A 20873-nucleotide genomic window follows, 5' to 3' on the forward strand; every position below is an offset into this window, starting at 1 on the left:
TACGGTGCGGTCCGCCCGTCGTTCCCGGTGTGAAGACCCGGGACGGCGGGCGGCGCCGTGCGGTGGCTGAGCCCCGCGGTGGCTGTTCGCGGGCCCGTCCACGCCGGAGGGCGCCCGGAAGTTCCCGGTACCCGTACGCCGTGGGCGTCATCGCTCTGGGCGATCAAGGGTTCCGTGCACCCCCGGCCCCGGGCAGGCTGACCTGCATGAAGCTGCTGATGCTGGGTGGAACCGAATTCGTCGGGCGCGCGATCACCGAAGACGCCCTGAGCCGCGGGTGGGAGGTGACCGTCTTCCACCGCGGGCACCACGCGCCCCCGCCGGGGACCACGGCCCTGCGCGGGGACCGCACCGCACCCGGAGGCCTGGACGCCCTCGCCCAGGGGCGATGGGACCTCGTCGTCGACACCTGGGGCGGAGCCCCCACCGCCGTGCGCGACAGCGCCCGGCTGCTCGCGGGCCGGGCCGGGCGGTACGTGTACATATCCAGCCGCTCGGTGTACGCCTATCCCGCCCCCGCCGGTCTGGACGAGGACGGCCCGGTGGTCGAGGGCTCGCCCGACGCGGAGTCCACCGCCTACGCCGAAGACAAGCGCGGCGGCGAACTCGCGGCCCTGGACGCCTTCGGCGACCGCGCCCTGCTGGTGCGCGCCGGGCTGATCATCGGCCCGTACGAGAACGTCGGCCGGCTGCCCTGGTGGCTGAACCGCGTCGCCCGCGGCGGGCCCCTCCTCGCGCCCGGGCACCCCGGACTGCAACTGCAGTACATCGACGTGCGCGACCTGGCACGCTGGACCCTCGACGCGGGATCGGCCGGGCTCGGCGGCGCCTACAACCTGGTCTCCCCGGTCGGCCACGCCACCATGAACAGCCTCCTGGAGGCCTGCGCCGCCGCCACCGGCGCCGAGTTCGAACCGCGCTGGACCGACTCGGCGGTGATCGAGAAGGCGGGCATCGAGCCCTGGGTCGAGCTGCCCATCTACCTCCCCGAGGGCGAACTGCACGACTACATGTTCGGCGGGGACGTCACCAAGGCCCTGGCGGCGGGCCTCGTCTGCCGCCCCGTGGAGGAGACCGTCGCGGACACCTGGACCTGGCTCCGGTCGCTCGGCGGGGTCGCCCCGCACCGGCCCGACCGGCCCCAGAAGGGCATATCGGCGGAGCGGGAGGCAGCGCTACTCGGGCTCTGACCGGGGCGCCGCCCGGGGTCCCGGCCGGGGCTCCGGCCAGGACGCCTCCGCGAGCCGGGTCGGCGGCAGGTACTCGCGCACCAGCGTGCGGTGCCACCACGCCCCGGTCTCGCGCAGTTCCCGCCAGGTCGTGAACCGGTAGCGGTACAGCCGCGCCCGGACGTAGAGCGGCGGTGCGTCCGGGAAGGGGTTGTGGCGGATCAGCTTCAGGGTGTCCCGGTCGCCCGCCAGCAGCCGCTCGACGAACGGCCCGAACCAGTCGCGGGCGTAGCCGGGGGAGAGCGCCGCGAACCACATGAGCCAGTCGAGGCGCAGGTGGTACGGAGCGAACTGGCGCGGGATCCGGCGCACGTCACCCGGCTTGCCCCTGAACCCGTACTCCCGCCACGCGCCGTCCTCCCGGGGCCGCCGGTCCGCGGTGCCCTCCACCACCACCTCCTCGCGGATCCGGCCCACCGTGCCGAACGCCCCGTAGGTGTTGACCAGGTGGAGGGGGTCGAAGGACCGGTTCATGACCTGGCCGCGCGAGATCATGTTGGCCACCGGATGCCGGCTCAGCACGAGCACCAGCGCGGTCGTCGCGCACAGCAGCACCACGTACCAGAGCGGACCCTCCCGGGAGGCCGCCGGCGGCGGGTCGCCCGCGAGTGCGCTGAAGTCGAAGGCCGGCAGGGCCGCCGTGATCGTGATCCAGTTCAGCCAGGCGAAGTTCCCCGACAGCACCAGCCACAGCTGGGTCGCCACGATGATCCCGGCGGCGTACGAGGCCACCGGCTGCGGGGTGAACAGCAGGACGGGCACGACCAGTTGGGTCACGTGGTTGGCGGCGCACTCCACCCGGTGCAGCGGCTGCGGCAGATGGTGGAAGAACCAGCTCAGCGGACCGGGCATCGGCTGCGTCTCGTGATGGAAGTACAGGCAGGTGAGCCGGCGCCAGCAGGGATCGCCCCGCATCTTGATGAGCCCGGCGCCGAACTCCACCCGGAAGACCACCCAGCGCAGCAGCCACAGCACCAGCACCGGCGGCCCGGCCCGCGCGTTGCCGAGGAAGACGGCCAGGAAGCCGACCTCCAGCAACAGCGACTCCCAGCCGAAGGAATACCAGGTCTGCCCCACGTTCACGATCGACAGGTACAGCAGCCACAGCAGCGCCCACATCGCCATCGCCGCCCCCAGCGGCACCGCGTCCCCCGCCCCCGCGGCGAGCGCCGCGGCCAGGGCGGCCCCGGTCCAGGCGCAGACGGCGAAGAACCGGTCCGAGTAGTGCAGGTGGAACAGGGTGGGGGCGCGACGGAAGGGCACGTACCGCAGGTGGCGCGGCACGGGCAGCATGCCGTGCGCCCCGATCAGTGCCCGGAACTGCAGGGCGGCCCCGGCGAAGGCGACGAGGTAGACACCGGCCAGGGCCCGCTGGAAGATCAGCCGCCCCAGCCAGTATCCGGGCGCCGTGAACCAGTCCATCCCCTCCAGTATCGGGCCGGCCGGACGCCGGTGGCCAGCTGCCGGACGTACCGGCCGAGGCGGCGGGCGTAAGCCTGCTGGAGGAAGGGCAGGACCGGGCCGCCCAGCCGGGCGTACCAGCGTTCCGGGCGGCTGAAGGCGTTGACCTCGAACCAGACCGAGCCGTCCGCCTCCATCTCCACCACGAAGGACTCCTCGCCGCGGGCGGGATGCCCGCTCAGCGTCCCGTAGGCGAAACCGGTCCGCCGGGGCTCGTACACCGCCCAGATCACCTCGCACGGGGCATCGATCCGCAGGGGGCCGACGCCCATCCCGACCACCACCCGGTCACCCCGCCGGACGGGGTCCGGTCCGGCGGTGACGAGCATCCCCGAGTCGCGGTGCGCGCGGAAGGTGGTGACGGCGATGGCGGCGGCGTCGAGGACGGCCCTGCCGTGCCCGAGCCGGGTGCGGTGGTGGGTGATGCCGTATCCGGTGGGCAGCGGCCGCACGGCGGTGGCGCCCCGCTCCGGGTAGTTGAAGGTGCTGCGGCCCTGGCTGGTGAGGCGGGTCATGCCGGGATCTCCGTTCGGGCGGGTCGGGCGGGCAGGCGGGCCGGCTCGGCGGCGCGGGTGCTCAGGCGGCGCCAGGCCAGCAGTGAGCACAGGCCGAAGCCGAGGGCGTTGCCGAGACCGTGGGTCGCGGCCATCCAGGTCAGGGTGGGGTGCACGATCCCGGTGGCCTCGCCGAGCGCCCACCACAGGGCGAGCAGCATGGTCGCCACCAGGACGGCCGCCGAGACCGCGAGCAGCGCGCCGGTGATCCGGTCGCGCCCCGCGGCCCCGGGGCGGACGTCCCGCCAGGTCAGCAGGGCCACCGCCCACATGCCGCCGGTCAGCGTCACCGCGCCCACCAGCTCGGCCCAGTCGTCGACGAAGTAGCCGAGCAGTACGAGCCCCGTCCCGGCCGGCACGCTGTACGCCGCCCAGCGCGCGAGGGCTCCGGCGGCGGAGGCCCGGCACACCAGTCCGGCGACCAGGGCCGCCGTGAAACCGGCGAAGTGGAAGTGCGGCACGGTCAGGGCCAGGATGTCGAGGTCGAAGCCGAAGAGCCGGTGTCCGGCGCGTTCGGCGACCAGGGCGGTCCCGGCGACCGAGGGCGCCACGAGCGCGGTGAGCACGGCCACCTCGGCGGGTCCGGGGCCCCGCCCGGGTGCGCCGGAACGGGTCGGGTTCCGCGCCGACCGGGCCAGGGCCCCCACCGCCGGAACCAGGGCCCGCACCGCGAGGGCCAGCGTGGCCGCTGCGTAGAGCGCGGCGAGCGCCGTGGCCGGGGCTCCCCGGGGCAGCCACAGGCAGACCGCTCCGGGGGCCGCGAACAACGGCCACAGCCGGGCCGTGCGGCCGAACCGGACCGGATCGATCAGGCGCAGGCCGGCCGGGACGACGTACAGCATGCCCAGCGTGACGATCAGATTCACCAGCACGGTCACCGAGGATTCCCCCTCCCGGGAACGAACGCATTGAACGCGTTCAACTCACGATCGTGAGCCTAGACCCTCTCTTGAACATGTTCAAGGGAGGGTTGGGGGCGTGATCTCCGGTTGCGGCCACCCCGGACATGCGGCAGACAAGAGGGAGCAACCGGGGCGAAAAGGGAGATGCAACGTGTACGCACCGACACCCCGTCAGGCGCCGCGTCGTCACGCACCGGCCCGTGCGGCCCTCTTCACCGTCCTCGGCCTCCTCGCCGCGGCCTGCGGGGCCTCCGGCGAAGAGGGGCGGACCAAAGGCCCCGCCGCCGAGAGCCAGGACGTCCACCTCCAGCCCGTGGCCTCGGCCGGCCCGGACCCCTTCACCTCCTCCTCCGCCACCGCCGAATCGGCCCCCATCCAGCCCCCGCTGCCCAACGCGACGGGCCAGGGCATCCGTACCGTCAACGCGGCCACTCCCGGCCTGTACGGCGGGACCCAGCGGCTCGGCAGCTGCGACGTGGAGGCGCAGGTCCAGTCCCTGACCGCCGACGACGCCAAGGCCCGTGCCTTCGCCGAGGCCTCCCGGGTGGAGCAGGCGCAGATCCCCGACTTCCTGCGCGGTCTCACCCCGGTCGTGCTGCGCGCCGACACCCGGGTGACCAACCACGGCTTCGTCGGCGGCGAGCCCAACGCCTTCCAGTCCGTCCTCCAGGCCGGAACCGCCGTCCTCGTGGACGACCACGGCATGCCCCGCGTCCGCTGCGCCTGCGGAAACCCCCTGCTCGCGCCGCGCGCCGCGCCCGGCGCGCCGGTGCTCAAGGGGGAGCCCTGGAGCGGCTACCAGCCCACCCAGGTCGTGGTCATCGAGCCGACCATTCAGGCGATCGACAACCTGGTCATCGTCAACATCGCCGACAACACCTGGATCGAGCGCACGGCCGGCGACGACGGAGCCCAGGACCGCACCCCGCGGACGCCGCCCCCGTACGACCCGGCCGACGGAATCCCCAGCGGGCCCGCGACCCCGCCCGGCACCGCGCCGGCGGACCCGTGCCGGACCCCGGAGAGCAACAGCCTCGCCCGCACCGAGCCGCCGCCCACCGGCCCGCCGAGCCCCGGCCGCAGCACCGCCCCGAAAGCGGCCGACTGCCCGCCGAGCTCCCCGCAGACGGCCCCGAACACCCCGAACACGCCGGTCACCCCCGACCAGCCCTCGTCCGGCATCCCCTCGGGCCCGCCCACGGCCCCGCCGCCCGCCACCGACCGGCCCTCCGAGGTACCCACCGACATCCCCTCCGACCTGCCCGGGCAGATCCCGAGCGATCCGGGGACCCTGGTGGCTCCCGACGGGGTGTCGCCGGAGCCCAGCGACCCGTACGCGGATCCCTACGCGGACCCGTACGCCGACCCCTACTCCGTCCCGGAGCAGCAGCCCTCGGCCCCGTACGACGGCCAGTACCTGGAGAGCGCCTAACCGGCCCGTGTGTCATGGTGGACCGGTGCCGACCGCCGTATCGCTGCCGGAGGACTGGCCCGCACATCCGGACCGGTCGCTCTCGCTGAACCGCATGGGCAGTTTCGACTGGGACCTGGTCACCGGTCTCATGCACATGGACTCGGCCGCCCTCGACGTCTTCGACACCACCCCCGAGGAGTACGACGGCCGGCCGGAGTCCCTCGCCCCGCGCGTCCCGCCCGCCGAGAGCGTCCGGCTCGACGCACTGGTCTCCTCGGCCCTCAAGAGCGGGGTCGACAGCTACGGCGCCTACTTCCGCATCCGCTGCCACGACGGCCGACTGCGCTGGACGCACACCCAGGGACGGGTCATGCGCGGCCCGGACGGCCGTCCGTACCGGATCATCGGCATCGTCCGCGACGCCACCGAGGAGCTCAGTCATTCGGCGGAGCGCCTCGGGCTGGACGAGGAGCGGCGCCGCCAGACGTCCGTGGTCGAGAGCACCACCGCCGCGCTCGCGCACGCCCGTACCGTCCAGGACGTCATCGACGCGCTCGGCGACGCCCACGGCCTGGAACGGCTCGGGTCCATGGGCATGGTGATGGGACTGGTCGAAGCGGGCCGGATCCACCTCGTCGCCGAGGGCCCCGCGGGCAGCTTCGTCCCCGGCACCCGCTACACCCGCATCGACGAGCAGTACCCCATGAGCGAGGTGGTGCGCTCGCTCCAGCCGCGCTTCCTGGACTCCGCGGCGGAGTTCGCCGCCGGCTACCCCGGCCTCTGGGCGAAGATCTCGTCCATGCACATCTCGGCGGCCGCCTACCTGCCGCTGATCGCCCAGGCCCGCCCGATCGGTGCCATCGGCCTGCTCTACCAGGACAAGGACGGCTTCACGCAGGAGGAGCGCAACCTGCTCGTCGCGCTCGGCAGCAGCATCGCGCAGAGCCTCCAGCGGGCGATGCTGCTGGAGCAGGAACACGATCTGGCGGAGGGACTCCAGCAGGCGATGCTGCCGCGCCGGATCCCCTCGGTACCGGGCGCCGAGATCGCCGTACGGTACCGCTCGGCCCGGATGGGCAGGGACATCGGCGGCGACTGGTACGACGTCATCCCGCTGCCAGGCGGCCGGGTCGGCGCGGTCATCGGCGACGTCCAGGGCCACGACACCCACGCGGCGGCGGTCATGGGCCAGCTGCGGATCGTGCTGCGCGCCTACGCCGCCGAAGGGCACTCGCCCGCCACCGTCATGGCCCGGGCATCCGTCTTCCTGCACGAGCTGGACACCGACCGCTTCGCCACCTGCACGTACGTCGAGGCCGACCTCTCGACCGGGGTGCTGCAACTGGTCCGGGCCGGCCACATCGACCCCCTGATGCGCACCCTGGACGGCGGCTGCGAGCGCCTCGCGCTGGAGGGCGGGATGCCGCTGGGGCTGTCCGCGGAGTTCGGACTGCTGGAGTACCCGGTGACCACGGTCGAGATGGGACCGGGGGAAACGCTCCTGCTGTGCACGGACGGCCTGGTGGAACAACCCGGAGCCGACCTCGACGACGGCGTCCGGCTCCTCGCCTCCCTCGTCCGCACCGGACCGGCCGACCTGTCCCTGCTCGCCGACCGGCTGTGCGAGGTCGTGGACGACCGGGGCGGCGACGACGACATGGCCCTGCTCCTGCTCCGCCGCGACGCCGAGGAGGCCCAGCAGGCCGGCGGCCGGCTCCAGCAGCACGTGGCCCCCGGCGATCCGGAAGCCCTCGTATCGGCCCGCCACATGATCGGCGCGGCGGTGCGCGCGTGGGGCGCGCGGGACCGGGCGGACGAGATCGAGCTGATCGCCGACGAGCTCATCGTCAACGCCCTCATGCACACCGACGGCCCGGCGATCGTGACCCTCCGCGTCCTGTCCGGCCCCGAACGCAGACTCCGGGTGGAGGTCGAGGACCGCTCCAGCGCCCTGCCCCGGCGCAGGGAGGCGGGCGACGCCGGTGTCTCGGGGCGCGGGCTGATGCTGGTGGACCGGCTGGCGGACGTCTGGGGCGTGGAATCGCGGGGGAGCGGCAAGTGCGTATGGTGCGAGTTCACGATGCCGTGACCCCTCCGCGGGTAGGAGGCTCACGGCCTCGTACTCTTCGCTCATGCATCCCGGAAGATCCATAGCCCTGCTGATCGGCGCATCGGTCCTGCTCAGCGCCTGCTCCACCACGTCCGCGCCGAGCTCTGCGGACAGCAGTGGCTCCCCGGCCGGCACGGTGACCGCGGCTCCCGCCGCGAGTTCTCCCGCCGCGAGTTCTCCCGGCGCGCGAGCCAAGCTGAGCGCTGCCGATCTGCAGGGCAGCTGGTGGACCTGGGCGGCTTCGAGCGTCAGCGAATCGAACCCCGTCTCTGACCCGGACGGCCATCTGTGCGCCCAGGGCCAGGAGGACGGCATCTGGTTCCTGGCCGGCACCTTCGGCGGCACCGTGACGCGCACCTGCACGGTGCCAGCATCGGCGCCGGTGGCCTTCCCCCTGGTGAACATGATCGGCGAAGAGGACGACTGCACCGCCTTCATGGCCTCGGCGCAGGGGAAGGCCGTCCTCGACGGCCGAGCTCTGGAACCCGAGCGATACGAGGCGACGGACGTCAGGTTCGTTGCCGTCGACGGCAATCCGCTCACCAAGGACGGGGGGCGCTTCCTCACCCACGGCTGCGGCCTCTGGGTGCAACTGGAACCGCTGGCACCCGGCAGCCACACGCTGAGCATCAGGGGAGCATCGGGCTCCTTCGCCGTCGGCGTGAACTACAAGCTTCAGGTCTCTGCCGGCTGAGGGGCGGCCCGCAGGACCGGATCGGCTCCCGTGCCCCGTCCCGGCCCGCGCTCGGCTCGCGCCCGGCCCGGGGCCGCGGCAGGCTGGGGGCATGCCCGAGCTGCCCGAAGTCGAGGCCCTGAGGGAGTTCCTCGACGAGCACCTCGCCGGGCGGGTGGTCGAGCGCGTCCTCCCGCTCGCCGTGAGCGTGCTCAAGACGTACGACCCGCCGCTGACCGCGCTCGAAGGGCAGCAGGCCGGGGCCACGGCCCGGTACGGAAAGTTCCTCGCCCTGCGCATCGGTGAACTGCACCTCGTCACCCACCTGGCCCGGGCCGGCTGGCTGCGCTGGATCGACACCGTTCCCGACCGGCCTCCGCGCCCGGGCAAAGGGCCGCTCGCCCTGCGTCTCGTCCTGGAGGGCGGCGGCGGGTTCGACCTCACGGAGGCCGGGACCCAGAAGCGGCTCGCCGTGTACGTGGTCCGCGATCCGCAAGAGGTCCCCGGCATCGCCCGGCTGGGTCCGGACCCGCTCGCCGAGGGCTTCGGCCGCGAGGCCTTCGCCGCGCTGCTCGCCGGGGAACGGCGGCAGATCAAGGGCGTGTTGCGCGACCAGAGCGTCATCGCCGGCATCGGCAACGCCTACAGCGACGAGATCCTCCACCACGCCAAGGTCTCGCCCTTCAAACTGGCCGCCTCCTTCGACGAGGCGCAGGTGGACCAGCTGTACGCGGCCGTCGAGGAGACCCTGCGCACGGCCGTCGAGCGCGCGCACGGGGTGGCCGCCGGGCGGCTCAAGGCCGAGAAGAAGAGCGGGATGCGGGTCCACGGCCGCGCGGGCGAGCCCTGCCCGGTGTGCGGGGACACCGTCCGCTCGGTCTCCTTCGCCGACTCCTCGCTCCAGTACTGCGCCACGTGCCAGACCGGGGGGAAGCCGCTCGCCGACCGGCGGCTGTCGAAGCTGCTGAAGTAGGCCCCGGGGCCCCGCCCGGAGGGTTCCGGGGGGCCCGGGTCCGGTTAGACTCCGGCCCATGGCCGAGGAGCAGCAGCCGCAGCCGCCCCGGCGGGAGGTCGTCACCGGGGTCCCGCGCGGGAGCCGCCGCAGGCCCCCCGCGCACACGCCGGCCCGTTCCGAGATCTCCGAGCAGACCACCCTCGGCGCCACCTACGTACGGGCCCTCATGCGCAGCCAGCTCCGCGCGGGCCTCGGCGCCCTGGCCGCGCTCGTCCTCCTGGTGGGCCTGCTGCCCCTGCTGTTCCTGCTCCCGCGGGTCGCTTCGGGCCCGCTGGTCTGGGTCGTGCTCGGGGTCCTGGTGTACCCGGTGCTGTGGTGCGTGGCCCGCGCGTACGTGATCCGGGCCGAGCGCAACGAGGCCGACTTCACCGGTCTGGTCACCGACCCGACGGAGCCGGCGGGGCCGCGCCGGCCGGAGTAGTGCCCGCCCTCAGAACAGGTGCATCGCCAAGTGCCCGAGAGGGAGTCCGAGTTGCCAGGCCGGGGTCCAGACCCGGGCGTTCTCGTCCAGGCCCGGCGGGGTGTCGGCGTGGCCGTGGCGTCCCGGGTCGAGGTTCGTGGCGAACAGTTCCGTGTGGTCCAGCCAGCGCCAGGCCGCCCGGGCCAGCTCCAGGTCGGGGTCCTCGCCCCGGCCGCGCTCGCGGGCCTCCTCGCCCAGCGCGAGGAACCGGGTGTGGACCCAGTCGCGCCAGGGGTGCCCGTACGCCGTCAGCGACATCCACTCGTCGAGCTGCGAGACGACCCGGATCCCGGAGAGTTCGCCGGCGGCGTCCGAGAGGTAGATGGTCAGCGCGAGCGTGTCGCGTCCGGCGCGGAACTCCAGGGTGCTGACCGGGATCAACCGGCCCGTGCGCAGCAGTTCATCGGCGATGTACTCCGCGTAGAGCCATGCCATGGGCACCGCGAGCCCGCCGTCACTGGTGCCGTTCGTACCCTCGGGCTGCACCGTTCCACCTTCTCCCGCACGCGTCGAGTCTTCCCGCCGTCAGCGCCGAGCCTTCCTTGCGAGGCTCGCGGAGCGGGGGATGTTTACTCAACTTGAACGGTCCGATGCCGATTTCGATGCGGTTCATGTCCGATTCGGGGGTGTTCAAGCCATTCTTTGACGCGTTCGCCGTACGTCGGTCCGTGTGCCGGTCCGTGTGCGGTCCGCGCGTCGGGTCTGTGCGTCGGGTCTGTGCCTGCAAGGTCAGACCGTGGCGATCACGGCGTAGCGTTCGTCGGTCACCGTACGTCCCCACAAGGCCGCGTCGTCGCCGAGGGGTTCGACGCGCAGGGTGGTGACGAGCGGTCGTACGGCGGCGGCGAGGTCGTCGGCGCCGATACCGCCGGCCCAGGGGAGGGTCTCGGCCCCGGGTACGTACGGCGCGGCGCCCGCTCCGGCTTCGCGCCAGCGGCCCTCGACGAGGACGAGGGTGCCGCCGGGGCGCAGACGGCCGGTCCAGTCGCCGAGCGCGGCCCGGGGATCGGGCAGGGTCCACACCAGGTGGCGGGAGAGCAGGACGTCGAACCGCTGGTCGCCGGTGGGCGGGACGGAGGCATCGCCGACCAGGAACCGGCCCGTCAGACCGGCGGCGGACAGTTTCGCCCGGGCGTGCCCGACCATCTTCGGGGAGAGGTCCACGCCGGTGACCCGGTGCCCGGCTTCGGCCGCCAGCAAGGACAGCGATCCGGTGCCGCAGCCCACGTCGAGGACGTCGAGCGGCCCGGCCGGCAGCCAGGAGCCGAGGAGGCCGGCCCAGGCGTCGCGGGTTTCCGGAGCCCGCAGGCCGTGGTCCGGCTCTTCGTCGAAGCGGGCCGCGGCGTCGTCCCAGTAGGCGCTGATGGCAGCGGTGTTCGTCATCCCGCGAGTCTCGCAGCCGGCACTGACAACGCTCCCGGATGCCGACCCTAGGCGCCGAGTCCGTACCCGTAGCCCTGGAGGTCCTTCCGCAGGGCGCGCAGGGCGTAGTGCGTACGGGACTTGACCGTCCCCGCCGGGATCCCGAGCTCTGCCGCGGCCTCGGCCACCGAGCGGTCCTGGAAGTAGACCTGCACCAGGACGTCCCGGTGCTCCGGGCCCAGCGATCCCACGGCCCGCCGGACGTCGATGGCGGTCACCGAGCCCGCCACCGCGTCTCCCGGCGCCGGCGCCTGGTCCAGCCCCTCCGGGTCCACCTCCAGGGGCCTGGACAGGCGTGCCCGGCGGGCGTCGATGGCGAGCCGCCGGGCCACCGTGAACAGCCAGGGCCGCAGGGACTCGTAGCCGCTTCCCAGGACCTCCGGATGCTGCCAGAGGCGCAGGAGCGTCTCCTGTACGAGGTCCTCCGCGCGCTGGGCGTCACCGGCCGTGAGGCCCAGCAGGAAACCGAACAGGGCCCGTCCGTGTTCGTGCTGGAGTTCGGCCAGCGCCTCGGGGTCGGTGCGCTGGAGGGTGGGGGCAAGGGGCACGGGAGGCTCCTTCCGGGGGTCGGTGCGGGGGTCGGTCGAGGTCGACGGATCCACCCTGACCTGCACCGGGCCCGCCCGGAACCGTCCCGCCCGGACGGTGCGCCCAAGCACCCGGGTCATCCGGTGGGCGGGCGCGCGTGGCGGTGAACGGTCGAACGGCGCGCCGAACGGCCATTGGGGTGAGTGCGCGGCCGGGCGGCGGAGCCGGTTCTTGACTTCCGGCGTCTCTTTCTATGGATTGACGGAAGATCAGGTAGTCGTACTAATTAAGGAGAGCCGGGACAGATGACCGCGCGCACCCGCCACGCCCTCGCACTCCTGACCGCCGTCGTGCTGTCGGCGGTAGCCGGCTGCTCCGCAGGCGGGGACCCCGCGCCGGCCCGTCTCGCCGGCTCCCGGCCCGCCGGAGCGCCCTCCGGTGCTCCCGGATCGACCACGGCCCCCGCCGCGAAGGGGTTCACCCTCGTCGCGAGCGGCGACGTGCTGCCCCACGAGTCGGTCATCCGGCGGGCGGCCTCCGACGCGGACGGGGACGGCCACGACTTCCGGCCGATGTTCTCCGCGGTCAAGCCGATCGTCTCGGCCGCCGACCTGGCCCTCTGCCACATGGAGACCATCTACGGGCCGGAAGGCGGCCCGTTCACCGGCTATCCCGCCTTCCAGTCCCCGCCCGAGGTCGCCGACGGCCTCAAGGACGCCGGGTACGACGGCTGTTCCACGGCTTCGAACCACACCCTCGACGGCGGCGGCGCCGGTCTGAAGCGCACCCTCGACCGGTTCGACAAGGTCGGTCTGAAGCACGCGGGTTCGGCCCGTACGGCCGCCGAGGCGGGCACCGTGACGATGTACTCCGCGGGCTCCGCGAAGGTCGCGCACCTCGCGTACACGTACGACACCAACGGCTACCCGATGCCGGAGGGCCAGCCCTGGGCGGTCAACCTGATGGAGCAGGAGAAGATCGTCGCGGACTCCCGGGCGGCCCGTAAGGCGGGCGCCGACGTGGTCCTCGTCAGCCTCCACTGGGGCACGGAGTGGCAGACCGAACCGGACGAGAAGCAGCTCGCGCTCGGCAAGGCGCTGACCGCCTCGCAGACCGGCGGCCGTCCCGACGTGGACATGATCCTCGGCACGCACGCCCACATCCCGCAGGCGTACGAGAAGGTCAACGGGACCTGGATCGTCTACGGCATGGGCGATCAGGTCGCCGGCGAGATGTTCAACTACACCGGCGCCCGCGACATGCGCGGCAACTACGGATCCATCGGCCGCTTCACCTTCGCCCCGCCGGCCGCGCCCGGGCAGCGCTGGCAGGTCACCAAGGCCGAGTTCGTCCCGCAGATGATGGATCTCGGAGCGGGCCGGGTGATCAACCTCCCGGCCGCTCTCGCCCAGAACCCGGGCCGGGAGGATTACGAGGAGGCCCGCGACGAGATCACCGAAGCGGTCCTGGGGCGCGGCGCGGCCAAGGACGGGCTGACGACGGCCAAGTAGGGCTGGAGCGCCTCGGCCCGGAGCGCCCCGGCCCGGAAAGCCCCGGCCCGGGAAACCTCAGACCGCGGCGTTCGGTCCCTGGGCGGCCTTGAGGCCCTGCATCACGGTCAGTCTGCGCACGAAGAGGACGGCGAGCACGGCGGCCACGGCGGTGGTCAGGTCTCCGACGGCGCCCAGGAGGGAGGCGTCGCGGAGCCCCTCGTGAGCCGCCGACTTCGCGTAGTTCCACGCGGCGACCCTGCTGATGACCGAGCCGGCGATGAAGGTGAGCCACCAGGCCACCACCGGGGTGCCCGAGACGTGGCGGTAGGACCCGTCAGGGGCGTACTGGGTGCTGGCGTCCCAGGTCTCCCGCGCCGTCCGGTACGGGAGGAAGAGGTTCGCGATCGGGACGAACCACCCACCGATCGCCCAGCCGGCGCTCTGACTGAAGCCGTCGGGGCGGAACACCTCCGCGTTGCAGCGCACTCGGTGGAACCAGATGACGAAGACCACGACCGTGGCCAGCGTCGTGGCCCCCTGGAGGAAGCCGACCAGGGCGTCGAGGCCGTCGATCGAGCCGAGGTTGTCGTAGTCGACGCCCGCGGGATCGGCGATCAGCTGCTTCTGAACCTGCCATGTGTGCACGTTGAAGCCGGTCGAGAGGAGATGGGTCACCGCTCCCACCAGCAGCAGCACGGTCGCGGCCTTCGCCATCGAGTCCGGGGAGCGCAGGAGTGGGGCGGGCCGGGACGGCGGATACGGGGACGGTGACGGTGACGGAGCGGGCGTGCTCGAGGACATGGCGAAGTACCCCCCACGGGAACTGTGCGACGTATGACGTGTGACAAGGGAACGGCTGAGGGACGGACGGGCGGCCCGGAGCCGCCTGAACATACGTCACGCCCGGGCCCGCCGTCTACGGCGTTCGGTTGCGTGGGCAAATCACTGCCCCGGGGGCGTGGGGGTCGCGACCTGCGGACCCTGCTGCGCGCAGACGCTAGGGAACCACGGTCACCGGCCAGCGCCCCGCCTTCACCAGACGGATCGCCACCGAGCCCACGATCCGGTGCCCGGCCTGCTCCGAGGCCCCGACCACCACCGCGTCCGCCATCAGCTCCTCCGCCGCGCTCACCAGCCCGGCGTACGCGTCCCCGCGGAAGGTGTGGAACTGCCAGCGGACGTCGTAGACGCCCTTCAGCCGCTCCGCGGACTCCCGGATCTCGGCAACCAGCCCCTCCGCGATCTCCTCGGTGGCCTCCGACACCGGAGCCCCCAGCGAGGCCCCGGCCGGCATCACCGGCTGGACGTACACCAGTGCCAGCAGCGCGTTCTGCCGCCGGGCCAGCCCCGCCGCGTAGGCGGCCGCGCGCAGCGAGGACTGGGAACCGTCCACCCCCGCGAGGATCACCTTCGGACCGTCCGTACCGCGCTCGAATCCCGTACCCACGTGCTCCGTCACCCTTCCGAGGCTAAACCCCTTCACCGCGCGAAGGGACGCGGCCCTCCTTACAGTGCGAACCATGAGTGCCACCGTGGAGGAGACGCGCAGGACGCGCGGCAGCCGCAGCCGCTTCCTGAACCGGGTGCCCGATGCCTTCGGAGCGTTCTTCGGCACGCTCGGGCTGCTCTGCGCCCTGCTGGCGCTCTCCCCGGGGCTGCGCCGCTTGCTGCGGCCCGTCGTGCGCTTCCTCGACGCCATCGTCGTGCCGGTCAGCGCCAACCTCGCCTACGCCGTCTTCCTCTTCCTCCTCGCCGCCGCACTCGGCATGCGCAAGAAGGTCGCCTGGTGGATCGTCGTCACCTATTTGGCCCTGCTGGTCCTGGTCGACGTGCTGACCATCGCCGCCGAGGACTACTGGGTGGGCTTCTCCTCGATGGCCCTCGCGGTCGCCGCCCTGGCGATCCTGATCGCCGCGCGCAAGGAGTTCAACGCCGCCTCCCGGCCGGGGGCCCTGTGGCGGGCCCTGCTCGTGCTCGGCCTCGGCCTGCTCGCGGCCGTCTTCCTCGGCTGGGGCCTGGTGGCGCTGTTCCCCGGAACCCTGCCCAAGGGACAGTGGCTGGACTGGTCGGCCAAGCAGGTCTTCGGCGGGCTGTTCTCGGCCCGGCAGTTCGACGGCCGCCCGGCCAGGCCCCTGTACTTCCTGCTCGGCCTCTTCGGCGCCCTCGCCCTGCTGAACGCCGCCGCCACCCTCTTCCGTTCCCAGCGGCTCACCGCCGCCCTGCACGGGGACGAGGAGCCCCGCATCCGGGCGCTGCTGGGCGCCTACGGGCGCAACGACTCCCTCGGCTACTTCGCCACCCGGCGGGACAAGGCCGTCGTCTTCGCCCCGAACGGCAAGGCCGCCGTCACCTACCGGGTCGAGGCCGGCGTCTGCCTCGGCAGCGGCGACCCCGTCGGCGACCCGGCCGCGTGGACCCCCGCCATCGACGCCTGGCTCGCCGTCGCCCGCCGCTACGGCTGGCAGCCCGCCGTCATGGGCGCCTCCGAGGACGGGGCGACCGCGTACGCCCGCTCCGGGCTCGGCGCCCTCCAGCTCGGCGACGAGGCCATCCTGCACGTCGCCCACTTCGACCTCGACGGCCGCGACATGCGCGTCACCCGCCAGGCCGTCAACCGGGTCAAGCGCACCGGGGCCAGTACCGTCATCCGCCGCCACTCCGCCCTCTCCGAGGACGAGATGCAGATGATCGTGGACCGGGCCGACAAGTGGCGCGACACCGAGACCGAACGCGGCTTCTCCATGGCCCTGGACCGGCTCGGGGACTCCGCCGACGGGGACTGCCTGCTCGTGGAGGCCTTCGACGACAAGGGCGAGCTGATCGCCCTGCTCTCCTTCGTGCCCTGGGGCAAGGACGGCATCTCCCTCGACCTGATGCGCCGCGACCGGGCCGCCCCCAACGGGGTCATGGAGTTCATGGTCGCCGAGCTCTGCGCGGCCGCCCCGGGCCTGGGCGTGCGCCGCATCTCCCTCAACTTCGCCGTCTTCCGCTCCGCCTTCGAGGAGGGCGGCCGGATCGGCGCCGGTCCCGTCCTCAAGGTGTGGCGCAAGCTGCTGCTCTTCTTCTCCCGCTGGTGGCAGCTGGAGGCGCTGTACCGCTCGAACGTCAAGTACGGCCCCGAGTGGTACCCGCGGTTCCTCTGCTTCCAGGACGCCGGCTCGCTCGCCCGGGTCAGCCTCGCCTCCGGCATCGCCGAGGGGTTCGTCTCCGTGCCGAGCATGCGCACCCTGTGGGGCAACGGCCACCCGCGCGGGCTCACCGCCCCCGCCACCACCGCCGGCCTGCCGCCCATCGAATCCCTCGGGCTGGAATCCGTGGGGCAGGAGGACACCGGGGGCGCACGGGCCGAGCGGCTGCCCGAACAGGTCCGGGTCCGCCACGACAAGCTGGAGCGGATCCGGGCCGCCGGCACCGACCCGTACCCCGTCGGCATCCCGCAGCGCACCCACACCGTCGCCGAGCTGGAGGCCGCGCACCCCGGCTACCCGCCCGGCACCCGCACCGGTGCGCCGGTCACCGTCGCCGGACGGGTGATGGTCGTGCGCGACCTCGGCGGCGTGGTGTTCGCCGTCCTGCGGGACTGGTCGGGAGACGTCCAGCTGATGTTCACCCGGGACGAGGCCGGCGCCGCCGTGCTCGGCACCTTCACCTCCCAGGTGGACTTCGGCGACCACGTCGTCGCGAGCGGCGAGGTCGGCGCGAGCAAGAGCGGCGAACTGTCCGTGGTCGTCGGCTCCTGGCAGCTCACCGGCAAGTGCCTGCGCCCGCTGCCCGACAAGCGCAAGGGTCTCGCCGACCCGGAGGCCAAGGTCCGCCGGCGCTACCTCGACCTGGTGGCCAGCCCGGAGGCGCGCGATGTCGTACGGGCCCGGTCCAGCGCCGTCCAGGCCCTGCGGCAGGGGCTGCTGGACCGGGGCTACCTGGAGGTCGAGACCCCGATGCTCCAGCAGATCCACGGCGGGGCCAACGCCCGCCCGTTCCGCACCCACATCAACGCCTACGACCTCGACCTGTACCTGCGCATCGCACCCGAGCTGTACCTGAAGCGGCTCTGCGTGGGCGGCATGGAGAAGGTCTTCGAAATGGGCCGCACCTTCCGCAACGAGGGCGTCTCCTACAAGCACAACCCCGAGTTCACGATGCTCGAGGCCTACCAGGCCTTCGCCGACTACGACGTGATGCTCGACCTGACCCGCGAGCTGATCCAGGGCGCCGCCACGGCCGCCTACGGCTCGCCGATCGCGCACAAGGCCGGACCGGACGGAAAGCTCGTCGTGCACGACATCTCCGGGCCCTGGCCGGTCAAGACGATGTACGGGGCGATCAGCGAGGCGCTGGGCGAGGAGGTCGACGCCGACACCGAGGAACACGTCCTGAGGCGGCTGTGCGACCGCGCGGCCGTGCCGCACACGCCCGACAACACCCGGGGCGACGTGGTCCTGGAGATGTACGAGCGGCTGGTGGAGGAGCGGACCAAGCTGCCCACCTTCTACAAGGACTTCCCGACCGACGTCTCCCCGCTCACCCGGCAGCACCGCAAGGACCCCCGGCTCGCGGAGCGCTGGGACCTGGTGGCCTTCGGCACCGAACTGGGCACCGCCTACTCGGAGCTGACCGACCCCGTCGAGCAGCGGCGCCGGCTGACCGCGCAGTCGCTGCTGGCGGTGGGCGGGGATCCGGAGGCGATGGAGCTCGACAACGACTTCCTGGACGCCCTGGAGTACGCGATGCCGCCGACCGGGGGACTGGGCATCGGCGTCGACCGCCTCGTCATGTTCCTCACGGGTCTGACGATCCGGGAGACGCTGCCGTTCCCGCTGGTGAGGCGGGGCTGACCGGCAGGACTACTCCGAGAGGGTGAGCGGCGGGAGCCGCGTCCGCGCCTCTCGACATCTGCGGCGATGTCGTTGATACGTAGTAGTAATGAAAAATGACGAGCCGACAGTAGGGCGACGCATGCTCCTGCGTTCCGCCGTCTTCCTCGGAGTCGCCGCCGCCGCAGGGCTGCTGACGGGCGGTGAGACCGATCTGCCGACACCGGGCGCGGGTGGCCCCGCAGCGGGTACCGGACCCGGGGCGGCACCCGGTGGAGCCGCGGGGCCCGGCCCCCTCACCGGAGCCCCCGGCGGACTGCCGCAGTTCCCGCGCGGATCCCCGTACCGGCTCGAGCCGATGACCTCCGAAGGGGCCCCGGAGCGCGTGCCCGTCGCGAAGCCCGCCGTACGGACCCGGCCGATCCTGGAACTGCCCGCCGGCGCCCAACGGGGAAGTGGGTCGGCGAGCGCCATGACCCTCACCTTCGACGACGGCCCCGACCCCCGCTACACCCCGGCCATCCTGGACACCCTCGCGCGCCACGGAGTCCGGGCCATGTTCTTCGTCTGCGGGGAGATGGCGGTGGACAACCCGGACCTGCTGCGCAGGATGGTGGCCGAGGGACACGTCATCGGCAATCACACCTGGACCCATCCGCAGCTCACCAAGATCAGCCGGCCGGCGATGGCCTCCGAGATCGGCCGCACCAGCGAGGTCGTACAACAGGCCGTCGGCACGGCTCCGCTGTGGTTCCGGGCGCCCTACGGGGCATGGAACCGGGCCGCCTTCGAGATCGGCGCGGAACTCGGCATGGAACCGCTCGCCTGGACCGTGGACACCCTGGACTGGAAGGAGCCGGGCACCGTGACGATCGTGTCGCGGGTCCTCAAGCAGGCCGCGCCAGGAGTGATCGTGCTGAACCACGACGCGGGCGGCAACCGCTCGCAGAGCGTGCAGGCGCTGGCGAGCTACCTGCCGCAACTGCTCGGACGGGGATTCCGGATGACGCTGCCGGAACTGCCGCCGCGCTGAGGGCCCCCACCATCCGCGCGGCGGCGGCGATGTCCGCCGCCGCGCGGGGGTGGGCGGGTCAGCGGGCCTCCACCATCCGCGCGAACACGACGACGTTGCCGTCGTAGCCGCGCCCCTTGGAATAGCCGCCGCCGCAGGTGATCACCCGGAGCTCCGGGTGCCCGGTGTCCCCGTAGACCCGGGATCCGGGGAAGGTGCTCTTGGAGAAGACCTCCACGCCGTACACCTCGAACACCGCCGTGCGGCCGTCGTAGCGCGCCACCTCGATGCGGCTGCCCTTCTGGACCGAGCCCAGTCCGTAGAAGACCGCGGGGCCCTGCGCGTTGTCCACGTGGCCCACGATCACCGCCGAACCCTGCTGGCCCGGCGAGATGCCGTTGAGGTACCAGCCGGCCAGGTTCTTGTCCTGCGGGGGCGGCGCGTCGATCCAGCCCTGCGCGTCCAGCCCGACCGTCATCACCGGTGCGTCCACGCTGATCGACGGGATCCGGATGCGCTGTACCGACGAGTGGTCCAGCGCCTCCATGTCCGGCGGCGGCACGGGCGGCTCCGAGGGTGCCTGGTCGGCCTGTGGCCCGACCGCCGACCCGGCCGGTGCGCTGACCGCGGCGGCGGCGGCCGGCTGCGGAGGTCCGTCGCCGGCCTCGGCTCCGTTGCGCATCATGGCGAGGCCGGTGAGCATGACCAGCGCGATCGCACCCCAGGGGGAGCGTCTCCTCGGTGGCCTCTCACTCTCGTCCTCGAGCATGGTTCTCCCTTCCCGACGCGGGGGTCCCGACCCGCGTTCTTGTCCCACCCCTTCACGCCCTACTTCACGCACGCTAAGGCGGTGCGTGCGGGACGGCGATCGGGGAAGGGCGAACGGGTGGTGGGGCCGGAAGGGGTGCGGCCATCCAGGTAATCGTCACATAAATGCCTGACGGGTCGTGACCTGCGGATCCGTCAGCAAACGCGTCCGCGCTTCGGCGTGTCGCTCAACCTTGCGGCCCAAAGGTGGAAATGCGCTGGTTGCGGACCGAGCCGAGGGTTCGTGATGGGAGGCGTTCTCGTCGATCTGCCCGGGCCACCGCTCCGGGGCGCTTCCCGCTGGAGGTTCCACCATGCGTGTTCTCCGCGCTCTTACCGTGACCGCGGCGGCCACTTGCGCCGCCATCGCCCTCAGTGCCCCATTCGCCTCCGCGAACCCTGCGGGCGGTCCGCCCTCGGGAGGAAACGGCGGGCCGAGCAATGTCACGGTCAACCCGTACTCCGTGCACCAGGGCTCCACGATGCAGGTCAGCGCGGCCGGTTGCGGCCACGGCGGCATCGTCTTCTCGCACGGCAACTTTCCGCAGACGAACCTGTCGGCAGGCTCCATCGGCTTCGCGACCGTCCGGATCTTCAACCACGCATCTCCCGGGCACCAGACGCTGTCGGTCAAGTGCCACGACAACAGCCTGGTCGCCACGCACCGCTTCACGATCCTGGACGGCCGTGGCGCCCAGGGCGGCATCGGCGGCTCCCTCGGCCCGTCCACCACCGAGACCGCCATCGGCGCGAGCCTCGTCGGCGCGGCGGCCCTCGGTGCCGGTGCCCACGTGATGCGCCGCCGGCGCCCGATCCGCGGCCGGGCCTGACCGGCCGACCTCCCCGGTCGGCCCGGACAACCGCCGGGGGCCCCCCGGGCCGGGCCGGGCCCCGGGGGGGCCGCGGGTGGGGGGGGCGCCGGGGGGGGGGGGGTGGGGGGGGGGGGGGGGGGGGGGGGGGGGGGGGGGGGGGGGGGGGT

19 protein-coding genes are annotated in these 20873 nt (G+C 73.0%); 10 read left to right on the forward strand and 9 right to left on the reverse strand.

Going from position 1 to position 20873, the window contains the following annotated elements:
• Positions 1 to 206: 206 nt before the first annotated feature.
• Complete coding sequence (locus ACFYM0_RS36880; protein ID WP_388509786.1) at positions 207 to 1190, forward strand: NAD-dependent epimerase/dehydratase family protein; 984 nt, start codon at positions 207 to 209, stop codon at positions 1188 to 1190.
• On the opposite strand, the gene ACFYM0_RS36885 is transcribed toward ACFYM0_RS36880, so the two are convergent.
• From ACFYM0_RS36885 to ACFYM0_RS36895, 3 genes are read right to left on the reverse strand one after another with little or no spacing between them, the layout of a single operon-like run.
• On the reverse strand, positions 1176 to 2651 hold the full coding sequence (locus ACFYM0_RS36885) for a lipase maturation factor family protein (RefSeq protein ID WP_388509789.1): 1476 nt from the start codon (positions 2649 to 2651) through the stop codon (positions 1176 to 1178). The two genes, ACFYM0_RS36880 and ACFYM0_RS36885, sit on opposite strands and share 15 nt — an antisense overlap.
• On the reverse strand, positions 2609 to 3205 hold the full coding sequence (locus tag ACFYM0_RS36890) for a DUF1990 family protein (RefSeq protein WP_388509792.1): 597 nt from the start codon (positions 3203 to 3205) through the stop codon (positions 2609 to 2611). Before ACFYM0_RS36890 ends, ACFYM0_RS36885 begins: the two co-directional genes overlap by 43 nt.
• A complete protein-coding gene (locus ACFYM0_RS36895) occupies positions 3202 to 4122 on the reverse strand; it encodes a YndJ family protein (protein WP_388509795.1) in 921 nt (306 codons plus the stop codon). The genes ACFYM0_RS36890 and ACFYM0_RS36895 overlap by 4 nt, the downstream gene beginning before the upstream one ends.
• A 175-nt stretch (positions 4123 to 4297) precedes the next feature.
• Here ACFYM0_RS36895 and ACFYM0_RS36900 point away from each other — a divergent pair, with 175 nt between their 5' ends.
• The 5 genes from ACFYM0_RS36900 (at position 4298) to ACFYM0_RS36920 (ending at position 9779) form a co-directional block, all read left to right on the forward strand.
• The gene (locus ACFYM0_RS36900) at positions 4298 to 5578 is read left to right on the forward strand and encodes a DUF6777 domain-containing protein (protein ID WP_388509798.1); all 1281 of its coding nucleotides are present in this window, start codon (positions 4298 to 4300) and stop codon (positions 5576 to 5578) included.
• Between the two features lie 7 nt (positions 5579 to 5585).
• The gene (locus ACFYM0_RS36905; RefSeq protein ID WP_388509801.1) at positions 5586 to 7649 is read left to right on the forward strand and encodes a SpoIIE family protein phosphatase; all 2064 of its coding nucleotides are present in this window, start codon (positions 5586 to 5588) and stop codon (positions 7647 to 7649) included.
• 43 nt (positions 7650 to 7692) lie between these two features.
• Positions 7693 to 8364, forward strand: coding sequence for a signal protein (locus tag ACFYM0_RS36910; protein WP_388509804.1), 672 nt, complete (start codon positions 7693 to 7695; stop codon positions 8362 to 8364).
• A gap of 91 nt (positions 8365 to 8455) precedes the next feature.
• Complete coding sequence (locus ACFYM0_RS36915) at positions 8456 to 9316, forward strand: Fpg/Nei family DNA glycosylase (RefSeq protein WP_388509807.1); 861 nt, start codon at positions 8456 to 8458, stop codon at positions 9314 to 9316.
• A 58-nt stretch (positions 9317 to 9374) separates the two neighbouring features.
• Positions 9375 to 9779 (forward strand): hypothetical protein, encoded by a 405-nt coding sequence (locus ACFYM0_RS36920; protein ID WP_388509810.1) that lies wholly within the window; start codon positions 9375 to 9377, stop codon positions 9777 to 9779.
• A gap of 9 nt (positions 9780 to 9788) precedes the next feature.
• On the opposite strand, the gene ACFYM0_RS36925 is transcribed toward ACFYM0_RS36920, so the two are convergent.
• From ACFYM0_RS36925 to ACFYM0_RS36935, 3 genes are all read right to left on the reverse strand, one after another.
• On the reverse strand, positions 9789 to 10253 hold the full coding sequence (locus ACFYM0_RS36925) for a hypothetical protein (RefSeq protein ID WP_243341408.1): 465 nt from the start codon (positions 10251 to 10253) through the stop codon (positions 9789 to 9791).
• A gap of 294 nt (positions 10254 to 10547) precedes the next feature.
• Positions 10548 to 11201, reverse strand: coding sequence for a class I SAM-dependent methyltransferase (locus ACFYM0_RS36930; RefSeq protein WP_388509813.1), 654 nt, complete (start codon positions 11199 to 11201; stop codon positions 10548 to 10550).
• 47 nt (positions 11202 to 11248) lie between these two features.
• Positions 11249 to 11788, reverse strand: coding sequence for a sigma-70 family RNA polymerase sigma factor (locus tag ACFYM0_RS36935; RefSeq protein ID WP_388509816.1), 540 nt, complete (start codon positions 11786 to 11788; stop codon positions 11249 to 11251).
• Positions 11789 to 12073: 285 nt separating this feature from the next.
• Between ACFYM0_RS36935 and ACFYM0_RS36940 the strand changes: the two genes are divergently transcribed.
• A complete protein-coding gene (locus ACFYM0_RS36940; protein ID WP_388509819.1) occupies positions 12074 to 13279 on the forward strand; it encodes a CapA family protein in 1206 nt (401 codons plus the stop codon).
• A gap of 57 nt (positions 13280 to 13336) precedes the next feature.
• On the opposite strand, the gene ACFYM0_RS36945 is transcribed toward ACFYM0_RS36940, so the two are convergent.
• Both ACFYM0_RS36945 and ACFYM0_RS36950 read right to left on the reverse strand, forming a co-directional pair.
• A complete protein-coding gene (locus ACFYM0_RS36945; RefSeq protein WP_388509821.1) occupies positions 13337 to 14062 on the reverse strand; it encodes a DUF4328 domain-containing protein in 726 nt (241 codons plus the stop codon).
• Between the two features lie 196 nt (positions 14063 to 14258).
• Positions 14259 to 14720, reverse strand: coding sequence for a universal stress protein (locus ACFYM0_RS36950; RefSeq protein ID WP_266902794.1), 462 nt, complete (start codon positions 14718 to 14720; stop codon positions 14259 to 14261).
• 61 nt (positions 14721 to 14781) lie between these two features.
• On the opposite strand from ACFYM0_RS36950, the gene lysX reads away from it, so the two are divergent.
• Together lysX and ACFYM0_RS36960 are read left to right on the forward strand one after the other, a co-directional pair.
• Complete coding sequence (lysX, locus tag ACFYM0_RS36955) at positions 14782 to 18096, forward strand: bifunctional lysylphosphatidylglycerol synthetase/lysine--tRNA ligase LysX (RefSeq protein ID WP_388509824.1); 3315 nt, start codon at positions 14782 to 14784, stop codon at positions 18094 to 18096.
• Positions 18097 to 18217: 121 nt separating this feature from the next.
• Positions 18218 to 19108, forward strand: a complete 891-nt coding sequence (locus ACFYM0_RS36960; RefSeq protein ID WP_388509827.1) for a polysaccharide deacetylase family protein — start codon at positions 18218 to 18220, stop codon at positions 19106 to 19108.
• A 58-nt stretch (positions 19109 to 19166) separates the two neighbouring features.
• Here ACFYM0_RS36960 and ACFYM0_RS36965 read toward each other — a convergent pair whose 3' ends face one another.
• Positions 19167 to 19856, reverse strand: coding sequence for a class F sortase (locus tag ACFYM0_RS36965; RefSeq protein ID WP_388509830.1), 690 nt, complete (start codon positions 19854 to 19856; stop codon positions 19167 to 19169).
• A 352-nt stretch (positions 19857 to 20208) separates the two neighbouring features.
• Between ACFYM0_RS36965 and ACFYM0_RS36970 the strand changes: the two genes are divergently transcribed.
• Positions 20209 to 20724, forward strand: a complete 516-nt coding sequence (locus ACFYM0_RS36970; protein WP_327303075.1) for a hypothetical protein — start codon at positions 20209 to 20211, stop codon at positions 20722 to 20724.
• Positions 20725 to 20873: the final 149 nt, after the last annotated feature.

The organism is Streptomyces sp. NPDC006487, assembly GCF_042870555.1.
Lineage (GTDB): Bacteria > Actinomycetota > Actinomycetes > Streptomycetales > Streptomycetaceae > Streptomyces.